The organism is Haloarcula sp. H-hyl2 (assembly GCF_056934385.1).
Window position 1 is genome coordinate 209,346 of sequence record NZ_JBRIIJ010000001.1, and the last position, 18,027, is coordinate 227,372.

20 protein-coding genes are annotated in these 18,027 nt (G+C 68.0%); 14 read left to right on the forward strand and 6 right to left on the reverse strand.

Annotated elements, in window-relative coordinates:
• The first annotated feature begins 82 nt into the window (after positions 1–82).
• From Hhyl2_RS01165 to map, 3 genes are read left to right on the forward strand one after another with little or no spacing between them, the layout of a single operon-like run.
• Positions 83–934: an isoaspartyl peptidase/L-asparaginase gene (locus Hhyl2_RS01165; RefSeq protein WP_483548876.1), complete on the forward strand. Its 852-nt coding sequence runs from the start codon at positions 83–85 to the stop codon at positions 932–934.
• A 33-nt stretch (positions 935–967) separates the two neighbouring features.
• Positions 968–1,285 (forward strand): hypothetical protein, encoded by a 318-nt coding sequence (locus tag Hhyl2_RS01170; protein ID WP_483548877.1) that lies wholly within the window; start codon positions 968–970, stop codon positions 1,283–1,285.
• A gap of 45 nt (positions 1,286–1,330) precedes the next feature.
• On the forward strand, positions 1,331–2,227 hold the full coding sequence (gene map / locus Hhyl2_RS01175) for a type II methionyl aminopeptidase (RefSeq protein ID WP_483548878.1): 897 nt from the start codon (positions 1,331–1,333) through the stop codon (positions 2,225–2,227).
• A gap of 10 nt (positions 2,228–2,237) precedes the next feature.
• On the opposite strand, the gene Hhyl2_RS01180 is transcribed toward map, so the two are convergent.
• On the reverse strand, positions 2,238–2,435 hold the full coding sequence (locus tag Hhyl2_RS01180) for a DUF7835 family putative zinc beta-ribbon protein (RefSeq protein ID WP_483548879.1): 198 nt from the start codon (positions 2,433–2,435) through the stop codon (positions 2,238–2,240).
• A gap of 242 nt (positions 2,436–2,677) precedes the next feature.
• Between Hhyl2_RS01180 and Hhyl2_RS01185 the strand changes: the two genes are divergently transcribed.
• The 3 genes from Hhyl2_RS01185 (at position 2,678) to Hhyl2_RS01195 (ending at position 5,147) form a co-directional block, all read left to right on the forward strand.
• On the forward strand, positions 2,678–3,217 hold the full coding sequence (locus tag Hhyl2_RS01185; protein WP_483548880.1) for an HIT family protein: 540 nt from the start codon (positions 2,678–2,680) through the stop codon (positions 3,215–3,217).
• 80 nt (positions 3,218–3,297) lie between these two features.
• Positions 3,298–4,185, forward strand: a complete 888-nt coding sequence (locus tag Hhyl2_RS01190; RefSeq protein WP_483548881.1) for a Rieske (2Fe-2S) protein — start codon at positions 3,298–3,300, stop codon at positions 4,183–4,185.
• 47 nt (positions 4,186–4,232) lie between these two features.
• Complete coding sequence (locus Hhyl2_RS01195; RefSeq protein ID WP_483548882.1) at positions 4,233–5,147, forward strand: cation diffusion facilitator family transporter; 915 nt, start codon at positions 4,233–4,235, stop codon at positions 5,145–5,147.
• 7 nt (positions 5,148–5,154) lie between these two features.
• On the opposite strand, the gene Hhyl2_RS01200 is transcribed toward Hhyl2_RS01195, so the two are convergent.
• Together Hhyl2_RS01200 and Hhyl2_RS01205 are read right to left on the reverse strand one after the other, a co-directional pair.
• A complete protein-coding gene (locus Hhyl2_RS01200) occupies positions 5,155–5,367 on the reverse strand; it encodes a hypothetical protein (protein ID WP_483548883.1) in 213 nt (70 codons plus the stop codon).
• A gap of 63 nt (positions 5,368–5,430) precedes the next feature.
• Positions 5,431–6,714, reverse strand: a complete 1,284-nt coding sequence (locus Hhyl2_RS01205) for a tRNA (N(6)-L-threonylcarbamoyladenosine(37)-C(2))-methylthiotransferase (protein WP_483548884.1) — start codon at positions 6,712–6,714, stop codon at positions 5,431–5,433.
• 151 nt (positions 6,715–6,865) lie between these two features.
• On the opposite strand from Hhyl2_RS01205, the gene arlH reads away from it, so the two are divergent.
• A complete protein-coding gene (arlH, locus tag Hhyl2_RS01210; RefSeq protein WP_483548885.1) occupies positions 6,866–7,642 on the forward strand; it encodes an archaellum protein ArlH in 777 nt (258 codons plus the stop codon).
• Here the strand turns inward: arlH and deoC are convergent, their stop codons facing one another.
• Positions 7,643–8,299 (reverse strand): deoxyribose-phosphate aldolase, encoded by a 657-nt coding sequence (gene deoC, locus Hhyl2_RS01215; protein ID WP_483548886.1) that lies wholly within the window; start codon positions 8,297–8,299, stop codon positions 7,643–7,645.
• A gap of 85 nt (positions 8,300–8,384) precedes the next feature.
• Between deoC and Hhyl2_RS01220 the strand changes: the two genes are divergently transcribed.
• The 3 genes from Hhyl2_RS01220 to Hhyl2_RS01230 all read left to right on the forward strand — a co-directional run bounded on the left by Hhyl2_RS01220 (position 8,385) and on the right by Hhyl2_RS01230 (position 10,850).
• Entirely contained in the window at positions 8,385–9,221 is an 837-nt protein-coding gene (locus tag Hhyl2_RS01220; protein WP_483548887.1) for a DUF63 family protein, read from the forward strand.
• A gap of 40 nt (positions 9,222–9,261) precedes the next feature.
• Positions 9,262–10,302 carry an NAD(P)-dependent alcohol dehydrogenase gene (locus Hhyl2_RS01225; protein WP_483548888.1) on the forward strand — a complete coding sequence of 347 codons (1,041 nt, stop codon included), beginning with the start codon at positions 9,262–9,264 and terminating at the stop codon, positions 10,300–10,302.
• 65 nt (positions 10,303–10,367) lie between these two features.
• Positions 10,368–10,850, forward strand: a complete 483-nt coding sequence (locus tag Hhyl2_RS01230; RefSeq protein WP_483548889.1) for a hypothetical protein — start codon at positions 10,368–10,370, stop codon at positions 10,848–10,850.
• A 5-nt stretch (positions 10,851–10,855) separates the two neighbouring features.
• Here Hhyl2_RS01230 and Hhyl2_RS01235 read toward each other — a convergent pair whose 3' ends face one another.
• Positions 10,856–11,074, reverse strand: a complete 219-nt coding sequence (locus Hhyl2_RS01235) for a hypothetical protein (RefSeq protein WP_483548890.1) — start codon at positions 11,072–11,074, stop codon at positions 10,856–10,858.
• Between the two features lie 79 nt (positions 11,075–11,153).
• Between Hhyl2_RS01235 and Hhyl2_RS01240 the strand changes: the two genes are divergently transcribed.
• The gene (locus Hhyl2_RS01240; protein WP_483548891.1) at positions 11,154–11,879 is read left to right on the forward strand and encodes a guanosine phosphorylase; all 726 of its coding nucleotides are present in this window, start codon (positions 11,154–11,156) and stop codon (positions 11,877–11,879) included.
• Between the two features lie 70 nt (positions 11,880–11,949).
• Positions 11,950–13,398, forward strand: a complete 1,449-nt coding sequence (locus tag Hhyl2_RS01245; RefSeq protein WP_483548892.1) for an HPP family protein — start codon at positions 11,950–11,952, stop codon at positions 13,396–13,398.
• On the opposite strand, the gene Hhyl2_RS01250 is transcribed toward Hhyl2_RS01245, so the two are convergent.
• Positions 13,395–14,561, reverse strand: a complete 1,167-nt coding sequence (locus Hhyl2_RS01250; protein ID WP_483548893.1) for an NAD-binding protein — start codon at positions 14,559–14,561, stop codon at positions 13,395–13,397. The genes Hhyl2_RS01245 and Hhyl2_RS01250 overlap by 4 nt on opposite strands.
• 106 nt (positions 14,562–14,667) lie before the next feature.
• On the opposite strand from Hhyl2_RS01250, the gene Hhyl2_RS01255 reads away from it, so the two are divergent.
• Together Hhyl2_RS01255 and Hhyl2_RS01260 are read left to right on the forward strand one after the other, a co-directional pair.
• Positions 14,668–15,885, forward strand: a complete 1,218-nt coding sequence (locus tag Hhyl2_RS01255) for a potassium channel family protein (RefSeq protein ID WP_483548894.1) — start codon at positions 14,668–14,670, stop codon at positions 15,883–15,885.
• Positions 15,882–17,987: a cation:proton antiporter regulatory subunit gene (locus Hhyl2_RS01260; protein ID WP_483548895.1), complete on the forward strand. Its 2,106-nt coding sequence runs from the start codon at positions 15,882–15,884 to the stop codon at positions 17,985–17,987. The genes Hhyl2_RS01255 and Hhyl2_RS01260 overlap by 4 nt, the downstream gene beginning before the upstream one ends.
• The last annotated feature ends 40 nt before the right edge of the window (positions 17,988–18,027 follow it).

An 18,027-nucleotide genomic window follows, 5' to 3' on the forward strand; every position in this document is an offset into this window, starting at 1 on the left:
CCCGAACTTCGCTGTGTTCACGAACCATCGGAGTGGCTACCGCGGGGCAAGCGACTTTCGGGATGGCGGCCGACCTCGCTGTATGCATCTCATCGTGCATGGCGGCGCAGGACGTTCCCCCGAACTGCCCAGTGAGCGCCGCGAGACGTTGCGGGAGGCGGCCGAGGATGCGCTGACGGCGACGACCCCGCTGGACGCGGTCCTCGCGGCAGTCCGTCCACTCGAACGGGCGCCGACGTTCAACGCCGGTCTCGGTGGCGCCGTCCAGAGCGACGGGCAGATCCGGACCGATGCGGGCGTGATGACCGACGACGGCACTGCGGGCGCAGCGTGTTCGATGGCCGGCGTCGTCCATGCGGCCGAGGTCGCACGAACTGTCGCGACGGAGACACCCCACCTGCTCGTCGCCGGCGAGCCTGCTGTCGACCTGGCGGCCGCCAGCGGTATCGAGACCGACGCGGACCTCTGGACCGACGAGACGCGGCGCCGCTGGGAGGCGACCGACCCGCCCGGCGACCTCGACGAGGCCCATCTCCAGTGGGTCCGGGACCGCTTTGGCGGGCACGACACCGTCGGTGCGGTGGCAGCCGACGGCGATCACCTGGCGACGGCAACCTCGACGGCCGGGCGATGGTACGCCCTGGCGGGCCGGGTCGGCGACGTGCCCCAGCTGGGCGCGGGGTTCTACGCCGACGAGCGTGGCGGCGCGAGCGCCACCGGCGAGGGCGAGGCCATCGCTCGGTTCGGCCTGGCCCGCCGTGCGGTCGCGGCGCTGGATACCTACGGTCCACAGCAGGCCGCCAGCGAGGCTATCGACGCCTTCGAAGCCGAAACCGACGGCCGTGCCGGGGTCGTCGTCATGGACCGGGCCGGCCACGCCGGCGCGGAGTTCAACACGCAGGCGATGCAGACCGCACGGGCTGGCCCGGAGTGAAGGTTTATCAGTGATAGCGGCGAATTTCGGCCTGTGAACCTCGCTTTCGTCGCTCTCGCGTTGACGTTCTCCCTCCTCGCAGCCCTCGTCGCCGGCCGTGACGCAGCCGGGAGAGGCGCTCCCTGGGGACGCGTCGCTGTCGCAGTCGGCGGCGTGACGCTCCTCGGCTGTGGTGGCGTCCTCCTGGGCAGCGACTCGCTCGTCGCCGCCTACGCCGCTGTAGCCGGTGGCCCCGTCGTCGTCACGTCGCCCCGGGTGGTGTTCGCGCTCGTGTTCGTCGTCGCCGCGCTCGTCACCGGCGTGGTCCTCTCGGGCTACGGCGCCCTCTCGCGGTCCAGGCCAGACGCCTGAGCGACAACGGCAAATGCTTTCACCCACAGCCCACTACGACGGGGCATGACAGACGTTGACCTCCAGGCCGAGCAGTACGAGAAGTGCCGCGAGGCCGGCGAGATTCTGGCACAGGTACGCGACGAGGCAGCCGAGCGGGTCGAGGTCGGCGCCAGTCACCTCGAACTCGCCGAGTGGGCCGAGGAGAAGATCCGAGAGCTGGGCGGCGAACCCGCCTTCCCGGTCAACATCTCCATCGACGAGGAGGCCGCCCACGCGACCCCCTCGCGCGACGACGACGCCACGTTCGGTGAGGAGATGGTGAACCTCGACATCGGCGTCCACGTCGACGGCTGGCTCGCCGACACCGCCGTCACGGTCGACCTCTCGGGGCAGGACGAACTGGCCGAGGCCTCCGCAGAGGCACTGGACGCCGCGCTGGAGGTGGCCGGCCCCGGCGTCGACGTCGGACGGATCGGTGCGGCCGTCGAGGACGTCATCGAGGGCTACGGTTTCAATCCGGTCGTCAACCTCACCGGGCACGGCCTGGGCCACTGGGAGCAACACACCGCCCCGAACATCCCGAACCGGGAGGTCCAGCAGGGCGCGGTCTTAGAGACGGGCGACGTCGTCGCTATCGAACCGTTCGCCACCGACGGCGGCGGGAAGGTCCAGGAGGGCGCCGACGAGGAGATCTTCGCGCTCGAACGCGAGGGTAACGTCCGGAACCGGCAGGCCCGCCAGGTGCTCGACCAGATCACGGAGGAGTTCCGCACGCTCCCCTTCGCCGCCCGCTGGCTCGACTCGCCGCGGGCGGAGATGGCGCTCCGCCGGCTCAAACAGCAGGACATCGTCCACGGCTACCCCGTCCTCAAGGAGAAGGACGGCTACTACGTGAGCCAGAAGGAACATACCGTCATCATCACCGAGGACGGCTGTGAAGTGACCACGCGGTCACGGTAAGCAGGGCTTTTCAGGCGTTGTTCATCCGGATCTTCGTCGTCGCACCGCAGACCTGGCACTCGCTGACCCGGTAGGGCTCTCGCGAGAACGCGGCGTTCTCGGGCTTCTCGCTCTCGGTCAGGATCTCGACGCTGACAGCGTGGGGCGTCTCGCGACCACAGTCCGCACAGGCTTCGGCCATGTCGGGGTCGTGGGGTGTCGTTGCCATCGTGGTCGAGGAGACGGTGACAGACCGCATAAAAACCCAGTTCAGTTCGGCTCCGTTCAGACCGTTTATCGCCGGATGGCGGCCGGATAGCTACGAAACGAACAGAACCCGGACCAGCGCTTTCAGACACCGTTCTGTGCCGGTTTCGAGCGGATGGAGGGATTGAACGGCCGAAATATTTAAATATCAAAAGGTGGCCGCGGTCGAAGTCGTTTAGGACCCACTTGCCCGACTGTCCGAGCATGGACCAGGTGTTCGCGCCGTGGCGTATCGAGTGGGTCGAACGCGAGGAGAACGACCCCGACGTCGACTGTGTGTTCTGTGCGTTCCGGGACGATGGGGCCGACCGGGAGAACCGGGTGGTCGCACGGAGCGAGCGGTCGTTCGTCCTGTTGAACAACTACCCGTACAACCCCGGCCACGTGATGGTCATCCCGCACGACCATACCGGCGAGTACGGTGACCTGGACGAGGCGACGCTGCTAGACCACGCGCGACTCAAGCAGCGGACCTTCGACGCCCTGGAGACCGCACTCGGTCCCGACGCGTTCAACGCGGGGCTGAACCTGGGTGGCTCCGCGGCCGGAGGCTCCATCGACGACCACCTGCACACGCACGTGGTCCCGCGCTGGGACGGCGACACGAACTTCATGCCGGTCGTCAGCGACACGAAGGTCATCGTCGAGGCCGTCGCGGACACCTACGACCGGCTCCACGAGGCCTTCGCCGGACAGGACGACGCCGAGATGCCCGCTCCCGACAGCGCGGTTCGTTTCGCGTAGCCCGCGACCGATTTCCGGATTCTGGAAAGCGGTCCCACCCCTCTTGTCGACAGCACCGGCAGAGACGATTGTGGTCTCCGATGACGGATACACCTCCTCCAAACGACGGGCAGTCCGACAAATATCCTCCCGAATCCGACCGCCGCCGCTTCGTCAAGGGGATGGTCGGTGCCGGCGCGCTGGCCAGTGTCACGACCGCCGGCCAGTTTGCCGTGGACGCGACGACCGACCAGAGCGGTGTCGGTGGCGGTGGCGCCACCTACGTCGGCATCAACAACATCGACGGGCCGGCAGGCCGGCCGATGCCACTCCTTCCACTCGAAATCGAGGACGGCGCGCTGAAGGGTGTCTGGCCCGAGGTCGTCGAGAAGACCAAAGGTGACCGAACCTATCGGGTGGCCGAGCAGGAACTCGGCGGCATGACCTACTCCCAGCGGTGGTTCCAGTACTGCGGGCTGGAGGTCACCGAGGGACTCCAGCCGGACCCGGACCGTGACCCGTACCTCCGGTCGGTCGGCCGCTACCAGTGGCAGTCTGCACTCGAAGAGGGCTCGAAACTCCGTGTCGAGCAGTTCGAGGACTACGAGGAGTGGGGCAACGGTATCGGGAACGCCGGCCTCGGGAAGCCTGCCATGGCCAACTGGCGGTCCCAGGGCGACGTGACGACACCGATCCAGATACAGGTGTTCCGTACCCCCGAACTCCCGAAGATGATCGCCGGCGAGGGGGAGTACGCCGACCTCTCGGAGTCCGTCAGGACCTTCCTCGAGGCCGCGACCGCCCAGGACTTCATGGCCTGGATCAACAAGTGCACCCACCTCTGCTGCAACCCCGGCTACAAGACGATTCCCGGGAGCGCGAACTTCGGTGCCGAGGATCTCGTGTACTGCAACTGCCACCAATCGGTCTACGACCCGTTCCGACCCATCGAGAAGACGTTCGTCGCCCGCCCCCGCCCCGTCGAGTGATTGCGCGGGCGAAGCGGCTTTGACGGGGGGCCGTCTACCATCGCCCGATGTCACGCCGCTCGACGCTCCGGCGGGTCGGCCTCCTCGTGCTCGGTGTGAACCTCCTGCTGGTGCTGCTGAAGGGGGGCGTCTGGGCGGTCACCGGCAGCCTCGCCGTCCAGTCCGAGGCCGTCAACAGCGCCGCCGACACCGTCTACTCGCTGGTCATCGTCGCCGGCCTCTACCTGACGACCCAGCCCCCGGACTTCGAGCACCCACACGGCCACGAGCGCATCGAACCGTTCGTCTCGCTGTTCGTCGCGGCCGGTATCTTCGTCGCCGGCGGCGTCGTCTTCTGGCAGGCGGGCGCGGCGCTGCTCTCGGGCGATGTCGCTGTCACACAGGGCCCGGCTGCCGTCGGCGTTCTGGTGTTCTCAGCGGTCGCGAAGTACGCTCTCTATCGCTACTGTCTGGCTGCCGGCGAGGAACGGAACTCCCCGGCGCTGGTCGCGACCGCGAAGGACAACCGCAACGACATCCTCACCGCGGCGGCGGCACTGGCCGGTGTCGCCGGCGCACTGCTGGGGTTCCCGCTTGCGGACCCGCTGGCTGCGCTCGTCGTCGCCGTGGGGATCCTCTACACCGGCGTCGAGGTGGTCCGGGACAACGTCGCGTATCTGGTCGGTGCCGCACCGCCCGAGGAGCTCCGCAAGGAGATACTCAGGCGGGCACTGGCCCATCCCCAGGTCCAGGGGGCCCACGACGTCATCGCCCACTACGTCGGCCCGGAGATCGACGTCAGCCTCCACATCGAGGTCGAGGGCGACCTGACGCTCCGGGAGGCTCACGACATCGAGACGGCCGTCATCCAGTCCGTCAAGGAACTCCCCGAGGTCGACGACGTGTTCGTCCACGTCGACCCGAAGGAACTGGGCGAGTGGAAAGACGACGACGAGGTCGAGCGGCTGGCCGACCTCGAATGACCACTCGTCAGCCGGCGTCGTACCGTTCGAGCACCTGCTCGAAGTCCCGGTCGAGGAACTCGGCGACGTAGGCCTCCCAGCAGTCCGGGCACAGGCGGTCGATCCGGGTCGGCCGGGGTCTGTCCACGAAGTCCCGCCGGACGAGTTCCGTGTGGTTCGCTGTCCCCGGAAACGCCTCCCCACAGCGACCACACTCGTAGGTCGGTTGTCCCTCGGTCATACGTGGCACTACGGACCGTTCGCACATAGTTGTACGCCGGCTGATACCGACCGTAGCCGTTCGTCAGTCGGCCGCCAGCGGCGTTTCGAGCGGTTCGCCGAACGCGTAGACGGTGTTGTGGCTCGTGATCTCGACGTCGACGACATCGCCCACTTCAAGCCCGCGTTCCTGGGCGTCGGCGATGACGACCTGTCGGTACGCCTCGTCGTAGCCGACCAGCGACTCGTCGGTACCGTCCTCGACGAGCAACACCGAGGACTCCCGGCCGAGCATCTCCTCGTAGGCCCCGCCGGTCACCTCCATCTTCAGGTCGGTCATGGCCTTCGAGCGGTCCTTCTTGGTCTGGCCGCCCAGCCCCTTCATGTCGGCGGCGTCGGTACCGGGCCGCTTCGAGAAGCGTGTGACGTTGATCTTCTCCGGGCGGGTCTCCCGGAGCAGCGCCATCGACTGCTCGTGGTCCTCGGGGTCCTCCGTCGGGAAGCCGACGATGAAGTCCGTCGAGAGCGTCCAGTAGTCCAGTGCCTCGTCGAAGGCCTCGACGACCTCGACGTACTCGTCGACGGCGTGCTGGCGGCGCATGTCCGCGAGCACGTCGTCGCTGCCCGACTGGACCGGCGCGTGGATGAAGTTGTACAGTTCGTCGTGTTCGGCGAACACTGCTGCGAGTTCCTCGCGCACGCCGTGCAGCCCTTTCGGGTTCGCCATCCCCACGCGAACCCGGAACTCGCCGTCGATCTCGGTACAGATGCGGTCGAGCAACTCGGGTAGCAGGCTCTCGCCCTGGTTGGTGTCCCAGCCGTAGACGCCGGTGTCCTGGCCGGTGATGCGCAGTTCCTTCGCGCCGGCGTGGACCAGCGCGCGGGCCTTCGCGACGTTCTCCTCGACCGAGGGTGAGTCGATGCGGCCGGTTGCCTGCTTGGTGATGCAGTACGAGCAGTCGCTCATACAGCCCCGGGCGATGGGCAGGATGCCGACGACGCCGTTCAGGACCGTCTCGGTGTCGGGCGTGACCGTCGGACACTCCCCGTTGAGGACGTGCTGGGGCACGTCGTCCCAGTGGAGGATCTCGGCGTCGACGCCGGCATCGGTGAATTCCTCGCCCTGTGCCAGCGCCATACAGCCGGTGACGACGAGGTCCGCCGGCGTCTCGGCGTCCAGTTCCTTGGCCCGTTCGAGCATGTTGCGCTCGGTCTTCTCCAGGACGGTGCAGGTGTTGAGGATCGCCACGTCCGCCGATTCGGGACTGTCTGCCGGGTGGTGGCCGCCCTCCCGGAGCGCCTGCTCGATCTGCTGGGTTTCACCTCTGTTGGAGGTGCACCCGTACGTCTCGATGTGATAGCGGGCCATCTGCAGTCGTCGTACACTTCTCCCGCGCGGGCAAAAGGACGACGATTGGGGGTCGTCGGGCCAAACTGGCTCCGGGATTCTTGTGTGTGGCACCCCCACGAGGAGACGTCATGCCCCGTCGAACAGCGCCCACTATCGCACACACCAACCGATGAGCCCGTCCGGAACCATCCAGCCGCCGCCGTCGCGGTCGCCGCTCGCCCCGGACCTGCTCGCGCTGGGACTGGGCCACCGCGATCGACTGACCGCGGAACTCGGTGGCGGCCTTCCCCAGCGCAGTATCGTCCTCGTCACCGGCGAGTACGGCGGCGGGAAGAGCGCGCTGGCACAGCGGTTTACCTACGGCCTCTGTGAGGAGAGCCATCAGGTCACCTACCTCTCGACGGAACTGTCGGTCAGTGGGTTCATCTCGCAGATGCACTCGCTGGATTACGATGTCGTGAACCACCTCCTGGACGAACGGCTCCTCTTCCTGTTCGGCGAGACTGCCCCCCGGTACGAGGGTGACCGGCTGAACTTTCTCGAACGGCTGATGACCGCGCGGGACATGTGGAACGCCGACGCCATCGTCATCGACGCCTTCGACGCCATCCTCCGCAACGACGAGTCCTTCGACGCGCTCGTCCGCGAGGGCGAGCAACGCCAGGCCGCCCTGGAGATCATCTCCTTCTTCCGGCGGCTGGTCAGCAACCGGCGCGTGCTCGTACTCACCGTCGACCCGACGAACCTCCCCGACGGCGCGCTGGCGCCGTTCCGCTCGATCGCTGACGTGCTGTTGGAACTGGAGACGACGACCGTCGGCAGTAGCGTCCGGCGACAGATCTCCGTCCGCCGGTTCGCCGGGATGGGCCAGCAGGTCGGCGACAGCATCGGCTTCTCGGTCAGGCCGGGCGTCGGGATCGTCGTCGAGAACCGCGGCGTGGTGTGACTACCACTCCCGCTGGTCGGCGTCGTCGTGCTGCTCGCGCCACTCGCCGACGATCACGTCCCCGCTGGAGGCGCCGATCCGCTCGGCGCCGGCCTCGAACATCGCTTTCGCCTCGGCCCAGGAGCCGACGCCGCCGCTGGCCTTGACTGGGAGGTACTGGCTCAGCAGTTCGACGTCGGGAACCGTCGCCCCTCCCTCGGAGAAGCCGGTCGCCGTCTTCAGGAACGCTGCGTCGGCATCGACGGCCAGCTGACCCACGCGGTGGAGTTCGTCCGTGGTCAGTAGCGGCGCCTCGACGATGACCTTCACAGGGATCGGGACCGCGGCGACGACCTCCGCGATCTTCTCCCGGACCGCCTCGTCCTCGCCGGCTTTCAGGAGCCCGACGTTACAGACCAGGTCCAGTTCCTCGGCGCCGTCGTCCCAGGCCTGTCGCGCTTCGGCACAGGCGGCGTCGGGGTGGCCCTGGCCGTGGGGGAAGTCGATCACCGTCGCCAGCGTGACGTTGGCGTACTCTGTCGCCAGCGGGAGATAACAGGGCGGGATGCAGGCTCGCATCCCGTACTGCAGTGCCTCGTCGAGGCAGCTCCGCACGTCCTCGGGGGTCGTCGTCGGTCCCAGGACCGTGTGTTCGATCCGGTCGGGAACGTCGTCCATACGGCGGGCAACGACGGGCCGGTACGTAAACGTCTCGGCGATCAGGGCCGGAACCTTTTCCCGCGCCCGGGTCCCCGCCTGGGGTATGGTACTGCCGACCGGGTTCGGGTTGCCGCCGGTCCCCTATCTCATCGCGCTCGTCTCGGGGGGCCTGCTGGTGACGGCGCTGTTGTACGCGGTGGAACCGCCCGTCGACCAGCGGACCGTCGCAGCACTGGCGCCGTGGATGGCCGTCGGCGGCGCTCTGCACGCGTTCAATCAGCCACCGATCGAGGCCTACGACGCGGTCTATCAGCCGCTGTTCGGGACACCGGCAGTCTATCTCACGACCTACGTCGTCCTCGGCGTGGCCTGGATCGCAGCGTCGCTGTTCGGCGTCCGGAGCGGCCACGACGAGACCGTCACGCGGAACCTCGGGCTCATCGGGACCGGCGTTCTCACGGTCCTGCTGGTGATCGCGGTGACGATGGCACTGAACGCAGGACGGCTGTTCCTGCTCTGGCCGACAGTGGCAATCGTCGCGTCCGTCGTCGTCGCGGCCGTCGTCGTCCTCATCGTCGCGCTCTGGCGGACACCGGTCGTCGTCCGGGCGCGCTTTGCCGCGCCGGTCGTCGTCTTCGCACACACCTTAGACGGCATCTCGACGGCCATCGGGACCGATATCCTCGGGATCGGCGAGCGGTCGCCGGTCCCGCGAGCGATCATGGAGTTCGCCGGCAGTCTGGAGGCCGCCTCGGTGCTGGGCCGTGGCTGGCTCTTCGTGGCGGTCAAACTCGTCGTCGCCGTCGCCGTCGTCCTGCTGATGCACCAGTATCTGGAGGACGAACCCGTGGAGGGTGGGCTCCTCCTCTCGCTCATCGCCGCGGTCGGACTCGGGCCGGCGACGAACAACCTCGTCCTGTTCCTGTTTCTCGCCCCGTAAGTAACGAATATTTATCATAGATCGGTCCCCAGTGGGCACGATGCGCGCAGCACGACTCCACGAGTACACACACGACATGGCGGACGGGCTCTCGATCGACGAGGTCGACGAACCGCAGGTCTCGACGAGTAGCGACGTCGTCGTCGAGGTCGAGGGCGCCGGCTGGTGTCAGACAGACAATCACATCATCGAGGGGATGTGGGAGCAGTACGTCGAGCAACCGCTCCCCATGACGCTGGGCCACGAGAACGCCGGGACCGTCGTCGAGACGGCCGAGGAAGTCGACATCGTCGACGAGGGCGATCAGGTGATCTGTCACCCGGTCCAGACCTGTGGCACGTGCCGGCCGTGCCGGCAGGGCGAGACGATGTACTGCGAGAACCAGTCGTTCAACGGATTGACGACCGACGGGGGGTTCGCCGACGAACTGCTGACCAGTGAACGGTCGGTGATCCCGCTCCCCGACGGCGTCGACCCGATCGACATCGCACCACACGCCGACGCGGGGATAACGGCCTACCACGCGGCGAAGAAGGCCGTCGACGGCCTCAATCCCGGTGACACTGCGGTCGTCATCGGTATCGGTGGTCTGGGCCACATCGGGCTCCAGTGTCTCACGGCGATGAGCGCCGCCGACATCGTCGCCGTCGACATCAAACAGTCAGCACGGGACCTCGCAACCGAGCTGGGTGCTCACTACACCGTCGATCCCGAAACTGCAGACGTCGCCAGCGAGGTCGACGACATCAGCGACGGGGTGGGTGCCGCGCAGGTCCTCGATTTCGTCGGTGCGGACCAGACGACCGCGCTCGCGCCGGACCTCTGTGCCGCCGGCGGCGACCACCACATCATCGGGTACGGCGGTCACATCCACGAACCGGCCCAGGCGCTGGTCAACGGGGAGTTCAGTTTCCGCGGCAACATCGTCGGTCGGCACGCCGAACTCCAGGAATTGGTCGCGCTCGTCGAACGTGGCGACGTCAGCCTCCATACGACTCGGTACGACCTCGAAGACGTCAACGACGTCGCGGTCAGTCTCGAGAACCGGGAGATCGACGGCCGAGCGGTCATCACTCCCTGAGCCGCCGTCGCAGTCCCTCGTCGCGGTCCGCAACGCCCTTTGTGCTGCCTGTTCCATCGGTTGGTATGCTCGCCCTCCCGCTCGGGCAGTGGGTCCTCGCGTGTCTCGTCTCCGGTGCCGTGGCAGCGGCCCTGCTGAACATCCCGATGTACGTCCAGCCACAGGGGTATCTGCCGGCCTACGTCGCCGCGGCGGGGCTCCGTCGATGTGATCCCGACGAGGTGGGACAGCCACTCGCTATCGTGGTCCACCAGGTCACCGGGACGGTCGCGCCACTCCTCTACGGTGCCGTCGTTCTGGCTGTCTCGGCGGTGTTACCGACGGCGCTCTCGATCAACAGTGTACCGGCGATGCCCCATCTCGTCGGCGTCACAGTGCTCACGGTGTTCCTCTACGTATTCTTCGAGCGGATCGCGATGCCGCGTGCCGGGGGCAGTCTCAGAGAGGACGCGGAGCCCATCGTGCGCCAGTGGGTGCTGTCGGTGTTCATCTACGGTGTGACGCTGGCACTGCTCGTTCCGGTGATCGTCAGGCAACTCGTCTTTTGACCAGGTCACTCGTCCCGGCGCGAGAGGTTGCGGTACATCACGGCGTACAGTGCGATGGCCGCGAGCACACCGAACGGGACGCCGGCGATCCAGGGTGGCCCGGCGCCCGCGTTGGTCCGCTGGGCCGTGAGCACGGCCAGGCCTGCGAGCCCGAACCCGGCGACGAGGGCGAACATCCCCGGACCGAGCATCCGTCTGTCGAACAGTGAGAGGTCGTCGCTCATACCGCCGAGACGACCGCCGGCCACCTGACTGTTCCGCCGAACCCCACGGTTTTTCGCCCCGGCCGGTACAAGCGCGACCATGGCGAAACAGCCACATCTGCTGGTCGAACCGGGTGACCTGAACGACGTCGCGCTCATCCCCGGCGACCCGGGCCGGGTCGACCGCATCGCGTCCCACTGCGAGGACAGCGAGACCGTCGCCCAGAACCGCGAGTACAAGGTCGTCAACGCCACCTACGAGGGCCGTGACCTGACGATCTGTTCGACCGGCATCGGCTGCCCGTCGGCCGCCATCGCCGTCGAGGAACTGGCCGCTGTCGGCGTCGAGACGTTCATCCGTGTCGGGACGACGGGGGCGCTCCAGTCCGACATCGAGATCGGGGACATGGTCGTCGCCACGGGCGCCGCCAAGGACGAGGGGACCAGCAAGCGCTACGAGGACGTCTCGGTGCCGGCCGTCCCGGACTACGACGTCCTCTCGGCGCTGGTCGACGCCGCCGAGGCCAACGACGAGGACGTCCACGTCGGCCCCATCGCCAGCGACGACGCGTTCTACGCGGAGACCGACGAGTACGTCGCCGACTGGGAGGAGGCGGGCCTGCTGGCCGTCGAGATGGAGGCCGCGGCCGTCTTCTCGCTGGCCCGCCGGAAGGGCCTGGCTGGCGGTGCCATCTGTACCGTCGACGGGAACCTCGTCGAGGGGACCCAGAAGGGCGAGACCGAGGCCGACGAACTGCCCGAGAAGGCCCGGAACAACGTCGAGCGGGCCATCGAACTCGGCCTGACGGCCGCTGCGTCGCTGTAGGGCGGGCGACGGTTCGCACATCTCGTGAGCGGTGGTTTTACGCCGGCGAGGCCGTACGGGTGAGACAGCGATGCTCGACGAGTACAGGGAGCGTCTACGCGCCGGCGTGCGACGTCTCCACCGCATCGAGCGGCGTGAACTGCGGGAGTTCCGGCGCTGGATGGAGACGACCGACCACCTCGTCCACCTCTCGATGCTGGTCGTCGTCCCCCTGCTCATCGGGCTGGTGACCGCGCTGGCCAACGCCGTCCCCGAACTGACGTTCCTCCTCTTTCCGCCGCTGGCCTCGGGGACCTACACGCTCTTCGTCGACCCGACGGGCAAGTACTCCAGCCCGGGTCGGTTTATCGCTGGTCTGACACTCGGTGCCGCCTGCGGGCTCGCGGCCCTGTGGGTTTCCCAGGCGTTCCTGGTGACTCCCCCGGGGACGTTCGGCGTCAACGCTATCGCAGCAGCACTGGCTGTGCTGTTGACCGGGCTGCTCACCTGGCCGCTGAACATCGAGGAGCCGTCCGGCTACGCCACGGCGCTGCTGACGCTGTTGCTCCAGCCGTCCCAGCAACTTCCCTTCCTGGGCAGCATCTTCCTGGCGAGTTCGCTCGTCGCTGCCGTCTTCACCGTCTGGCGCGAGCGGTTCTACGACCGCCGGGCAACGTACCTCTACGAGTCGACCCACGGCGACGACCACGTCCTCGTCCCGATGCGCGGTGAGACACCCGGCCGGACGGCCCTGCTGGGGGCACGGCTGGCGGCCGCCCACGACGCCGGGAAGGTCGTCCTGTTGGACCTCGTCTCGAACCAGGACATCGCGGCCGCGGAGCGGGCCCTGCTGGACGACCGGGCGACGGACATCGACCCTGATGTCACCGAGGACGGACCACCGCTGGACGAGGACCTGTCCGAACGCGTCGACGCACTCGAAACCGAGGCCGGTCGGATCAGGACCCGCGCAGGCGTCCCCTGCGAAGTGGTCGTCGCGGTCGGCGACGGCGACGCGGCGACGACGACGCTGCATACTGCCGACGAGGTCAACTGCGACCTGATCGCTGCACCCTACGAGAGCGAGCACGGGGCGCTGACGCCGTACCTCCGGCGGTTGCTCGGCGGCGATACCGACGTGCTGGTCCACCGTTCGCGGACCGAGCGGACCCGCTGGAAGCACGTCCTGGTCTCGGTCCGGCGGGCCAGCGACGTCGCGCACAACATGGTCGACTTCGCGACGCGACTGGCGGGTCGGAGCGGCCGGGTGGCTGTCGCGACGTGTATCGGGGACCGGTCGGACCGACGGCGCGCCGAGGAGATGCTGGCGAATCTGGTCGAACCGTTCGACGGCACCTTCGAGACGCGGGTCGCTCGGTCGGAGGTCCAGTCGTTCCTCGCCGACACGGGCTCACAGTACGACCTCGTCGTCATCGGTGCCAGCCAGGACCGCAGCGCCGCCTCGCGGTTCATCTCGCCGCCGACGTTCGAGCGACTGGAAGACGTCGATGCCGACGTCGCCATCGTCGACCGGAACTAGATGTCCGGCTCATTCTCCTCGACTTCGAGGATACTGTCCGCGATAGTCTCCATCCCTTCCCGGCCCAGCGCCGACTGGACGATGAGGTGGCCCCCGATGACGGCCGGGCTGATGACGGTGTCCGCGCCGGCCCGACGGAGCTTCTCGATGTTCTCGCGGTCCGTCGCCGCGGCCACCAGTGTTGCGTCCGGATTCATGTTGTTGGCTGTCAGCAGTGCCAGCGCGTCCTGTGCGTCGTCGTTCGTCGCAGCGACGACCGCCTTCGCGTCCTCGATGCCGGCCCGCTGGAGCGGTTCCTCGTCGCTCGGGTCGGCCGTGAGGACAGCGATGTCTCGCTGTTGCAGTTGCGTTGCCGTCTCCGAATCCGGCGTGACGACGATGAACTCCACGGCGCCGGAGAGTTCTTCGAGTATCGGTTCGGTCAGGTCGCCATAGCCCAGGACCAGCACGTGGTCCTGGTACAGTTCCAGTTGTGCGTCAGTCATGTTCCCGAGTGCCTCCGAGAGTCGTTTCTCTATCGCGGGCCCCAGCAGTGACCCCAGCGCGATGGCGAAGCTCGCGGTCCCGAGGACGACCACCGACATGGCGAACAGCGTCGCCTGCTCACTCGTCGGCGTGACGTCGCCGTAGCCGACGGTACTCGCCGTGACCAGCGTGTAGTAGAACGCGTCGGTCAGCGTCGAGACGTTGCTGAACTCGTCCCGGAGCGCGAAGGTTCCGACAGTCCCGTACACCTGCGCCCCGATCAGTGCCGCGCCGGCTGCCAGCTGTGCCGTCGAGAGGTCGATGGGCCGGTCGAACCGCCGGCGATTGAACAGCATCGTCGGAATCGACAGCAGCGAGAGGACGACCAGCGGTACCGAGACCGGCGAGGACTGGACGAGTCCCTGGGCGGCCGAAACCGGCAGCAGGATAACTGTCACGTACCACGCCAGCCGGAGCCGGCGACGGAGGCCGACGACGCCGACCAGCAGCGTGAAGCCGGTGAGCGCCCCGGTGAAGCCAGCGGTACGCTGGATGCTCCGGGGGATATACACCGCCAGCGGCCCGAACGTGGGCACGTCGCTGATACTGGCGACGCCGGTCGCGAAGGAGAAGATGGCCACCACTGTCGGGAGGAGGATGGCCGCCCGTGCGCTCACCCAGTCCCGTGGCTGGTCCATACCTCCCTCTGTCTGTGTACTGTGGCCTAAATGTACTGCCTCGGTCCTCCGCTGTGGGGTGGTCGGTGCCGGAAGCGATTTACTATCGGACATACACGGTGAGGACATGGCTTCGCTCCCGGTCGAAATCCTCCTCGGCGTGTACCTGGGGCTCCTCGTGGGCGTCATCCCGGCGCTCGTCTCCGGCGGACTGGGGTTCACGTTCAAGTACTTCACCGGGGTGACGCTCCCCGGGTTCGCGGTCGTCGTGCTGGCGATCGCGCTGGCCGGGGTCAGCGGCGGGCTGCTCGCGCTTGCCGACCAGTCGATCACGTCCTTGCCGAACGCAGAGCGCGTCGTCACTGCCATCCTCGTCGTCGCCATGGTATCGCTGTACGCCCACGCGAAGGGCGACCAGCTGGGGGGGACGATGCCGAAACGCCTCTCCCTGCAGTCGCTTCGCGAGCGGAAACTCTCGACGGACCTGGCGGATCTGGTCGGTGGCCGTGACGAGGTGCGCATCCACGTCGTTGGCGAGGTGGCCGACATGGAGGGGTACCCGCCGCTGTCGGAACCGCTCCGGGCGGAGATCCGCGGGAGCGAGTGGACGTTCCCGGTCGACCTCCGCATCGGCGAACTGGAGTCGCGACTGGCCGACCGACTCAAGACAGAGCACGACCTGGGCGACGTGGCGGTGAGCATCGACGAACGCGGCCAGGCGACGGTGGTCGCCGCACCGCCCTTTTCGGGGCTCTCGAAGCGTGTCGGCGATGGCCGCCACGCCGTCTCCGTCGACGCACTCCTGCCGACGGGGCTCGCCCGCGGCGACGAGGTGACGGTGCTGACCACCGACGCCCAGGTCCGCGGGACCGTCGTCAGCGCCCGCTGTGAGGGATCGAAACCGGTCGAGACGCCCGAGGAACCGGACGTCGACGCGACCGAGAAACCGCCGACGCCGGTCCAGGCACCGACGACCGACGGCGGCCAGGGGCGGCTGACGGTCGGCGTCCATCGCACCGACGCCCAACCGCTCTTGCGGGCCTCGCAGGCGAAGGTGGTCGTCGAGCCACGGGGCACCCGCCGGGAGTTCGAACTCGTCTCGTTGCTGCGACGCGCCGGGAGCCGCTTCCAGCGGGTCACTATCGGGGCCAGCGGTGTCCTCGACGGCCGGACCATCGGCGAGGTGCACGTCCGTGAGCAGTACGGTGTCGCAATCTTCGCGGTCCGCAAACAGAGCGGCTGGCAACTCGCACCCCGTGGGGACACGGAACTGTCGGTCGGTGACGACCTGTACGTCGTCGGTCCCCGCGACGCCCTCACCGCGTTCACGGAGGCGGTCGCATGACTGTCGACGTCCTCGCCCTGGCGCTCCAGGGCGTCGTCCCGGACGACGGGACCATCACGGAACAGGTCGTCAGCGCCGTCGCCAATCTGATCGGGATGGGGATCGTGGCCGGGTCGCTGTCTGGGACCGTGGCCTTGCTGTACCGCTGGTACGTTCGCGAGCGAGTCCCGGAGGGGCTGGCGATCCTGGTCGGCCTGAGTGCCGTCGCGATCCTCATGAGCACGACGACGGCGCTGGGACAGGTCATCGGCGGGAGCGAGGACGTCCTCGAAGCGGAGGCGATCCTCGCCAATCTCGGCGCGTTCGTCGTCGGCGGTCTGGGTGCCTACACCGGGATCCGGATCGGGGACAGGGTGGGGACCGACCTGTTCGTCGCCACGGGGGGCCGGGAGATCGACGCCGACGTCAGCGAGATCGTCCGGACCGTCGGGCGGGTCACCTCGGTGACGCTCCCCGAGGAGATCGACGACATCGTCGGCTACGACCCGATGCCGGCGGAGACGAAAGAGAAACTGGCCGGGCGACGGTTCCTCTTTCCCCGGCGCCTGACCAAGAACGAACTCCGCGAACGGCTGGTCTCGCGGTTGAAGACCGACTACGGCGTCGGCCACGTCGACCTGGAACTGACCGGCGACGGGGCCGTCGAGTATCTGGCCGTCGGGTCCCGGGCGGCCGGTATCGGCCCCACCCTCCCGCCGGCGACGAACGCAGTGGCGATCCGTGCCGACCCGGCCAACGCCGCCAGTGCCGGCGATCTGGTCCAGGTCTGGGAGCCCAACCCGCTCCGGCGGGTCCTGACCGGCGAACTCCGCGGTGTCGCCGGCGAAGTGGTGACCGTCGCCATCGACGCCGCCGACACGCAGAAACTCGACCCCAGCCAGCAGTACAAACTCGTCACGCTCCCGGTCCAGGACCGCCCTGATCGGGAGTTCGCGTCGCTGCTCCGGGCCGCCGACGAGACGCTCGGGACGGCCACCGTCGAACCGGGGAGCGACCTCGACGGCGTCACCGTGGGCGGCGTGCAGGCCACCATCGTCGCCATCACGCGCGAGGACGCCAAACCCGAGCCGATCCCCTCCAGAGGGCGCGTCCTGTCCGCCGGCGACGTCCTCTATGCCATCGCCACACCGGAGACGCTCCGCCGTCTGGAAGCCGCTGCCGTCGGCGACGATCCGACCGATGTCGACGCCGGCGGTGCGCCACCGGCGGTCACGCCGGCCGTCGAGAGCGACCCGGCCGACGAGGACGTCGCCGGGCCACCGGACGCTGCCCAGTCGGCAGCACAGACCGGGCAGTCGGACAGCGAGTCGTCCCAGCCACCCGAACCGAGCAGCGAGAGCGAGCCAGGGGAGACGACGGCTGTGGCCGACGAACACTCCGAGGACGCCGACGAGTCGGAGGACGAAATGACCGATGGGGTAGACGATGGCGAAGCCGACGAAGCGGAGTCCGAGGAAACCGACGAGCCAGCAGACGAGACGGATGCCGACTCGACCGGAGCAGCCGACGACGGACAGTCGATCGTCGAGACACTCGGAGGGACACCCGAGCCGCCCGGCGACGACGAACCCGACACGGGGTCGGGAGCGGACGACGACACGGCAACGGCGAGCGACGAGGAAGAATCCGCTACGGATGCGTCAGCGGAACCGGCTTCGACCGACGACGACACGCCAGCCGAACCGGCCTCGACAGACGCTGATTCACCTGCAGAACCCGACTCGGCCGACACCGACCCGTCGACAGCCGACGAGACGACCGCGTCCGACGCCGACGGCGACGAGGAGACCGAGTCGGACGAGGACGTCCTCGATTCGTTCGCGGGCGACCAGCCGATCCTCGGAGCCAGTGGCGACGCCGGCGAGGAAACGGACTCGGAGACCGATCCGGCAGTCGACACCGCCGACAACATCTTCGAGTCGCTCAACGAGGGCGACGACGAGGACGTCGATCTGGACGCACTCCTGCAGGGTGACGACGAGGACGTCGCCGTCTGGGACCCCGACGAGGTCGCCGGTGAAGGTGACGCTGCCGACGCGGACGATACGGGCGGCGAAAGTGACCCCGACGGCGACGACGAGGACGACACCGACCGCGTCTGACCTTCGGAATCCTCTTTAGTTCCTGGCTGTGCCGTTCTGG

Excerpts from the sequence above, each read along its gene's own strand:
- Hhyl2_RS01230 (WP_483548889.1), top strand. The coding sequence starts at position 10,368 with ATGCTCGCCCTCCCGCTCGGGCAGTGGGTCCTCGCGTGTCTCGTCTCC.
- Hhyl2_RS01180 (WP_483548879.1), bottom strand. The coding sequence starts at position 2,435 with ATGGCAACGACACCCCACGACCCCGACATGGCCGAAGCCTGTGCGGAC.
- map (WP_483548878.1), top strand. The coding sequence starts at position 1,331 with ATGACAGACGTTGACCTCCAGGCCGAGCAGTACGAGAAGTGCCGCGAG.
- Hhyl2_RS01260 (WP_483548895.1), top strand. The coding sequence starts at position 15,882 with ATGACTGTCGACGTCCTCGCCCTGGCGCTCCAGGGCGTCGTCCCGGAC.
- Hhyl2_RS01255 (WP_483548894.1), top strand. The coding sequence starts at position 14,668 with ATGGCTTCGCTCCCGGTCGAAATCCTCCTCGGCGTGTACCTGGGGCTC.
- Hhyl2_RS01225 (WP_483548888.1), top strand. The coding sequence starts at position 9,262 with ATGCGCGCAGCACGACTCCACGAGTACACACACGACATGGCGGACGGG.
- Hhyl2_RS01235 (WP_483548890.1), bottom strand. The coding sequence starts at position 11,074 with ATGAGCGACGACCTCTCACTGTTCGACAGACGGATGCTCGGTCCGGGG.
- Hhyl2_RS01205 (WP_483548884.1), bottom strand. The coding sequence starts at position 6,714 with ATGGCCCGCTATCACATCGAGACGTACGGGTGCACCTCCAACAGAGGT.
- deoC (WP_483548886.1), bottom strand. The coding sequence starts at position 8,299 with ATGGACGACGTTCCCGACCGGATCGAACACACGGTCCTGGGACCGACG.
- arlH (WP_483548885.1), top strand. The coding sequence starts at position 6,866 with ATGAGCCCGTCCGGAACCATCCAGCCGCCGCCGTCGCGGTCGCCGCTC.
- Hhyl2_RS01165 (WP_483548876.1), top strand. The coding sequence starts at position 83 with ATGCATCTCATCGTGCATGGCGGCGCAGGACGTTCCCCCGAACTGCCC.
- Hhyl2_RS01195 (WP_483548882.1), top strand. The coding sequence starts at position 4,233 with ATGTCACGCCGCTCGACGCTCCGGCGGGTCGGCCTCCTCGTGCTCGGT.
- Hhyl2_RS01220 (WP_483548887.1), top strand. The coding sequence starts at position 8,385 with ATGGTACTGCCGACCGGGTTCGGGTTGCCGCCGGTCCCCTATCTCATC.
- Hhyl2_RS01185 (WP_483548880.1), top strand. The coding sequence starts at position 2,678 with ATGGACCAGGTGTTCGCGCCGTGGCGTATCGAGTGGGTCGAACGCGAG.
- Hhyl2_RS01190 (WP_483548881.1), top strand. The coding sequence starts at position 3,298 with ATGACGGATACACCTCCTCCAAACGACGGGCAGTCCGACAAATATCCT.
- Hhyl2_RS01245 (WP_483548892.1), top strand. The coding sequence starts at position 11,950 with ATGCTCGACGAGTACAGGGAGCGTCTACGCGCCGGCGTGCGACGTCTC.
- Hhyl2_RS01200 (WP_483548883.1), bottom strand. The coding sequence starts at position 5,367 with ATGACCGAGGGACAACCGACCTACGAGTGTGGTCGCTGTGGGGAGGCG.
- Hhyl2_RS01240 (WP_483548891.1), top strand. The coding sequence starts at position 11,154 with ATGGCGAAACAGCCACATCTGCTGGTCGAACCGGGTGACCTGAACGAC.
- Hhyl2_RS01250 (WP_483548893.1), bottom strand. The coding sequence starts at position 14,561 with ATGGACCAGCCACGGGACTGGGTGAGCGCACGGGCGGCCATCCTCCTC.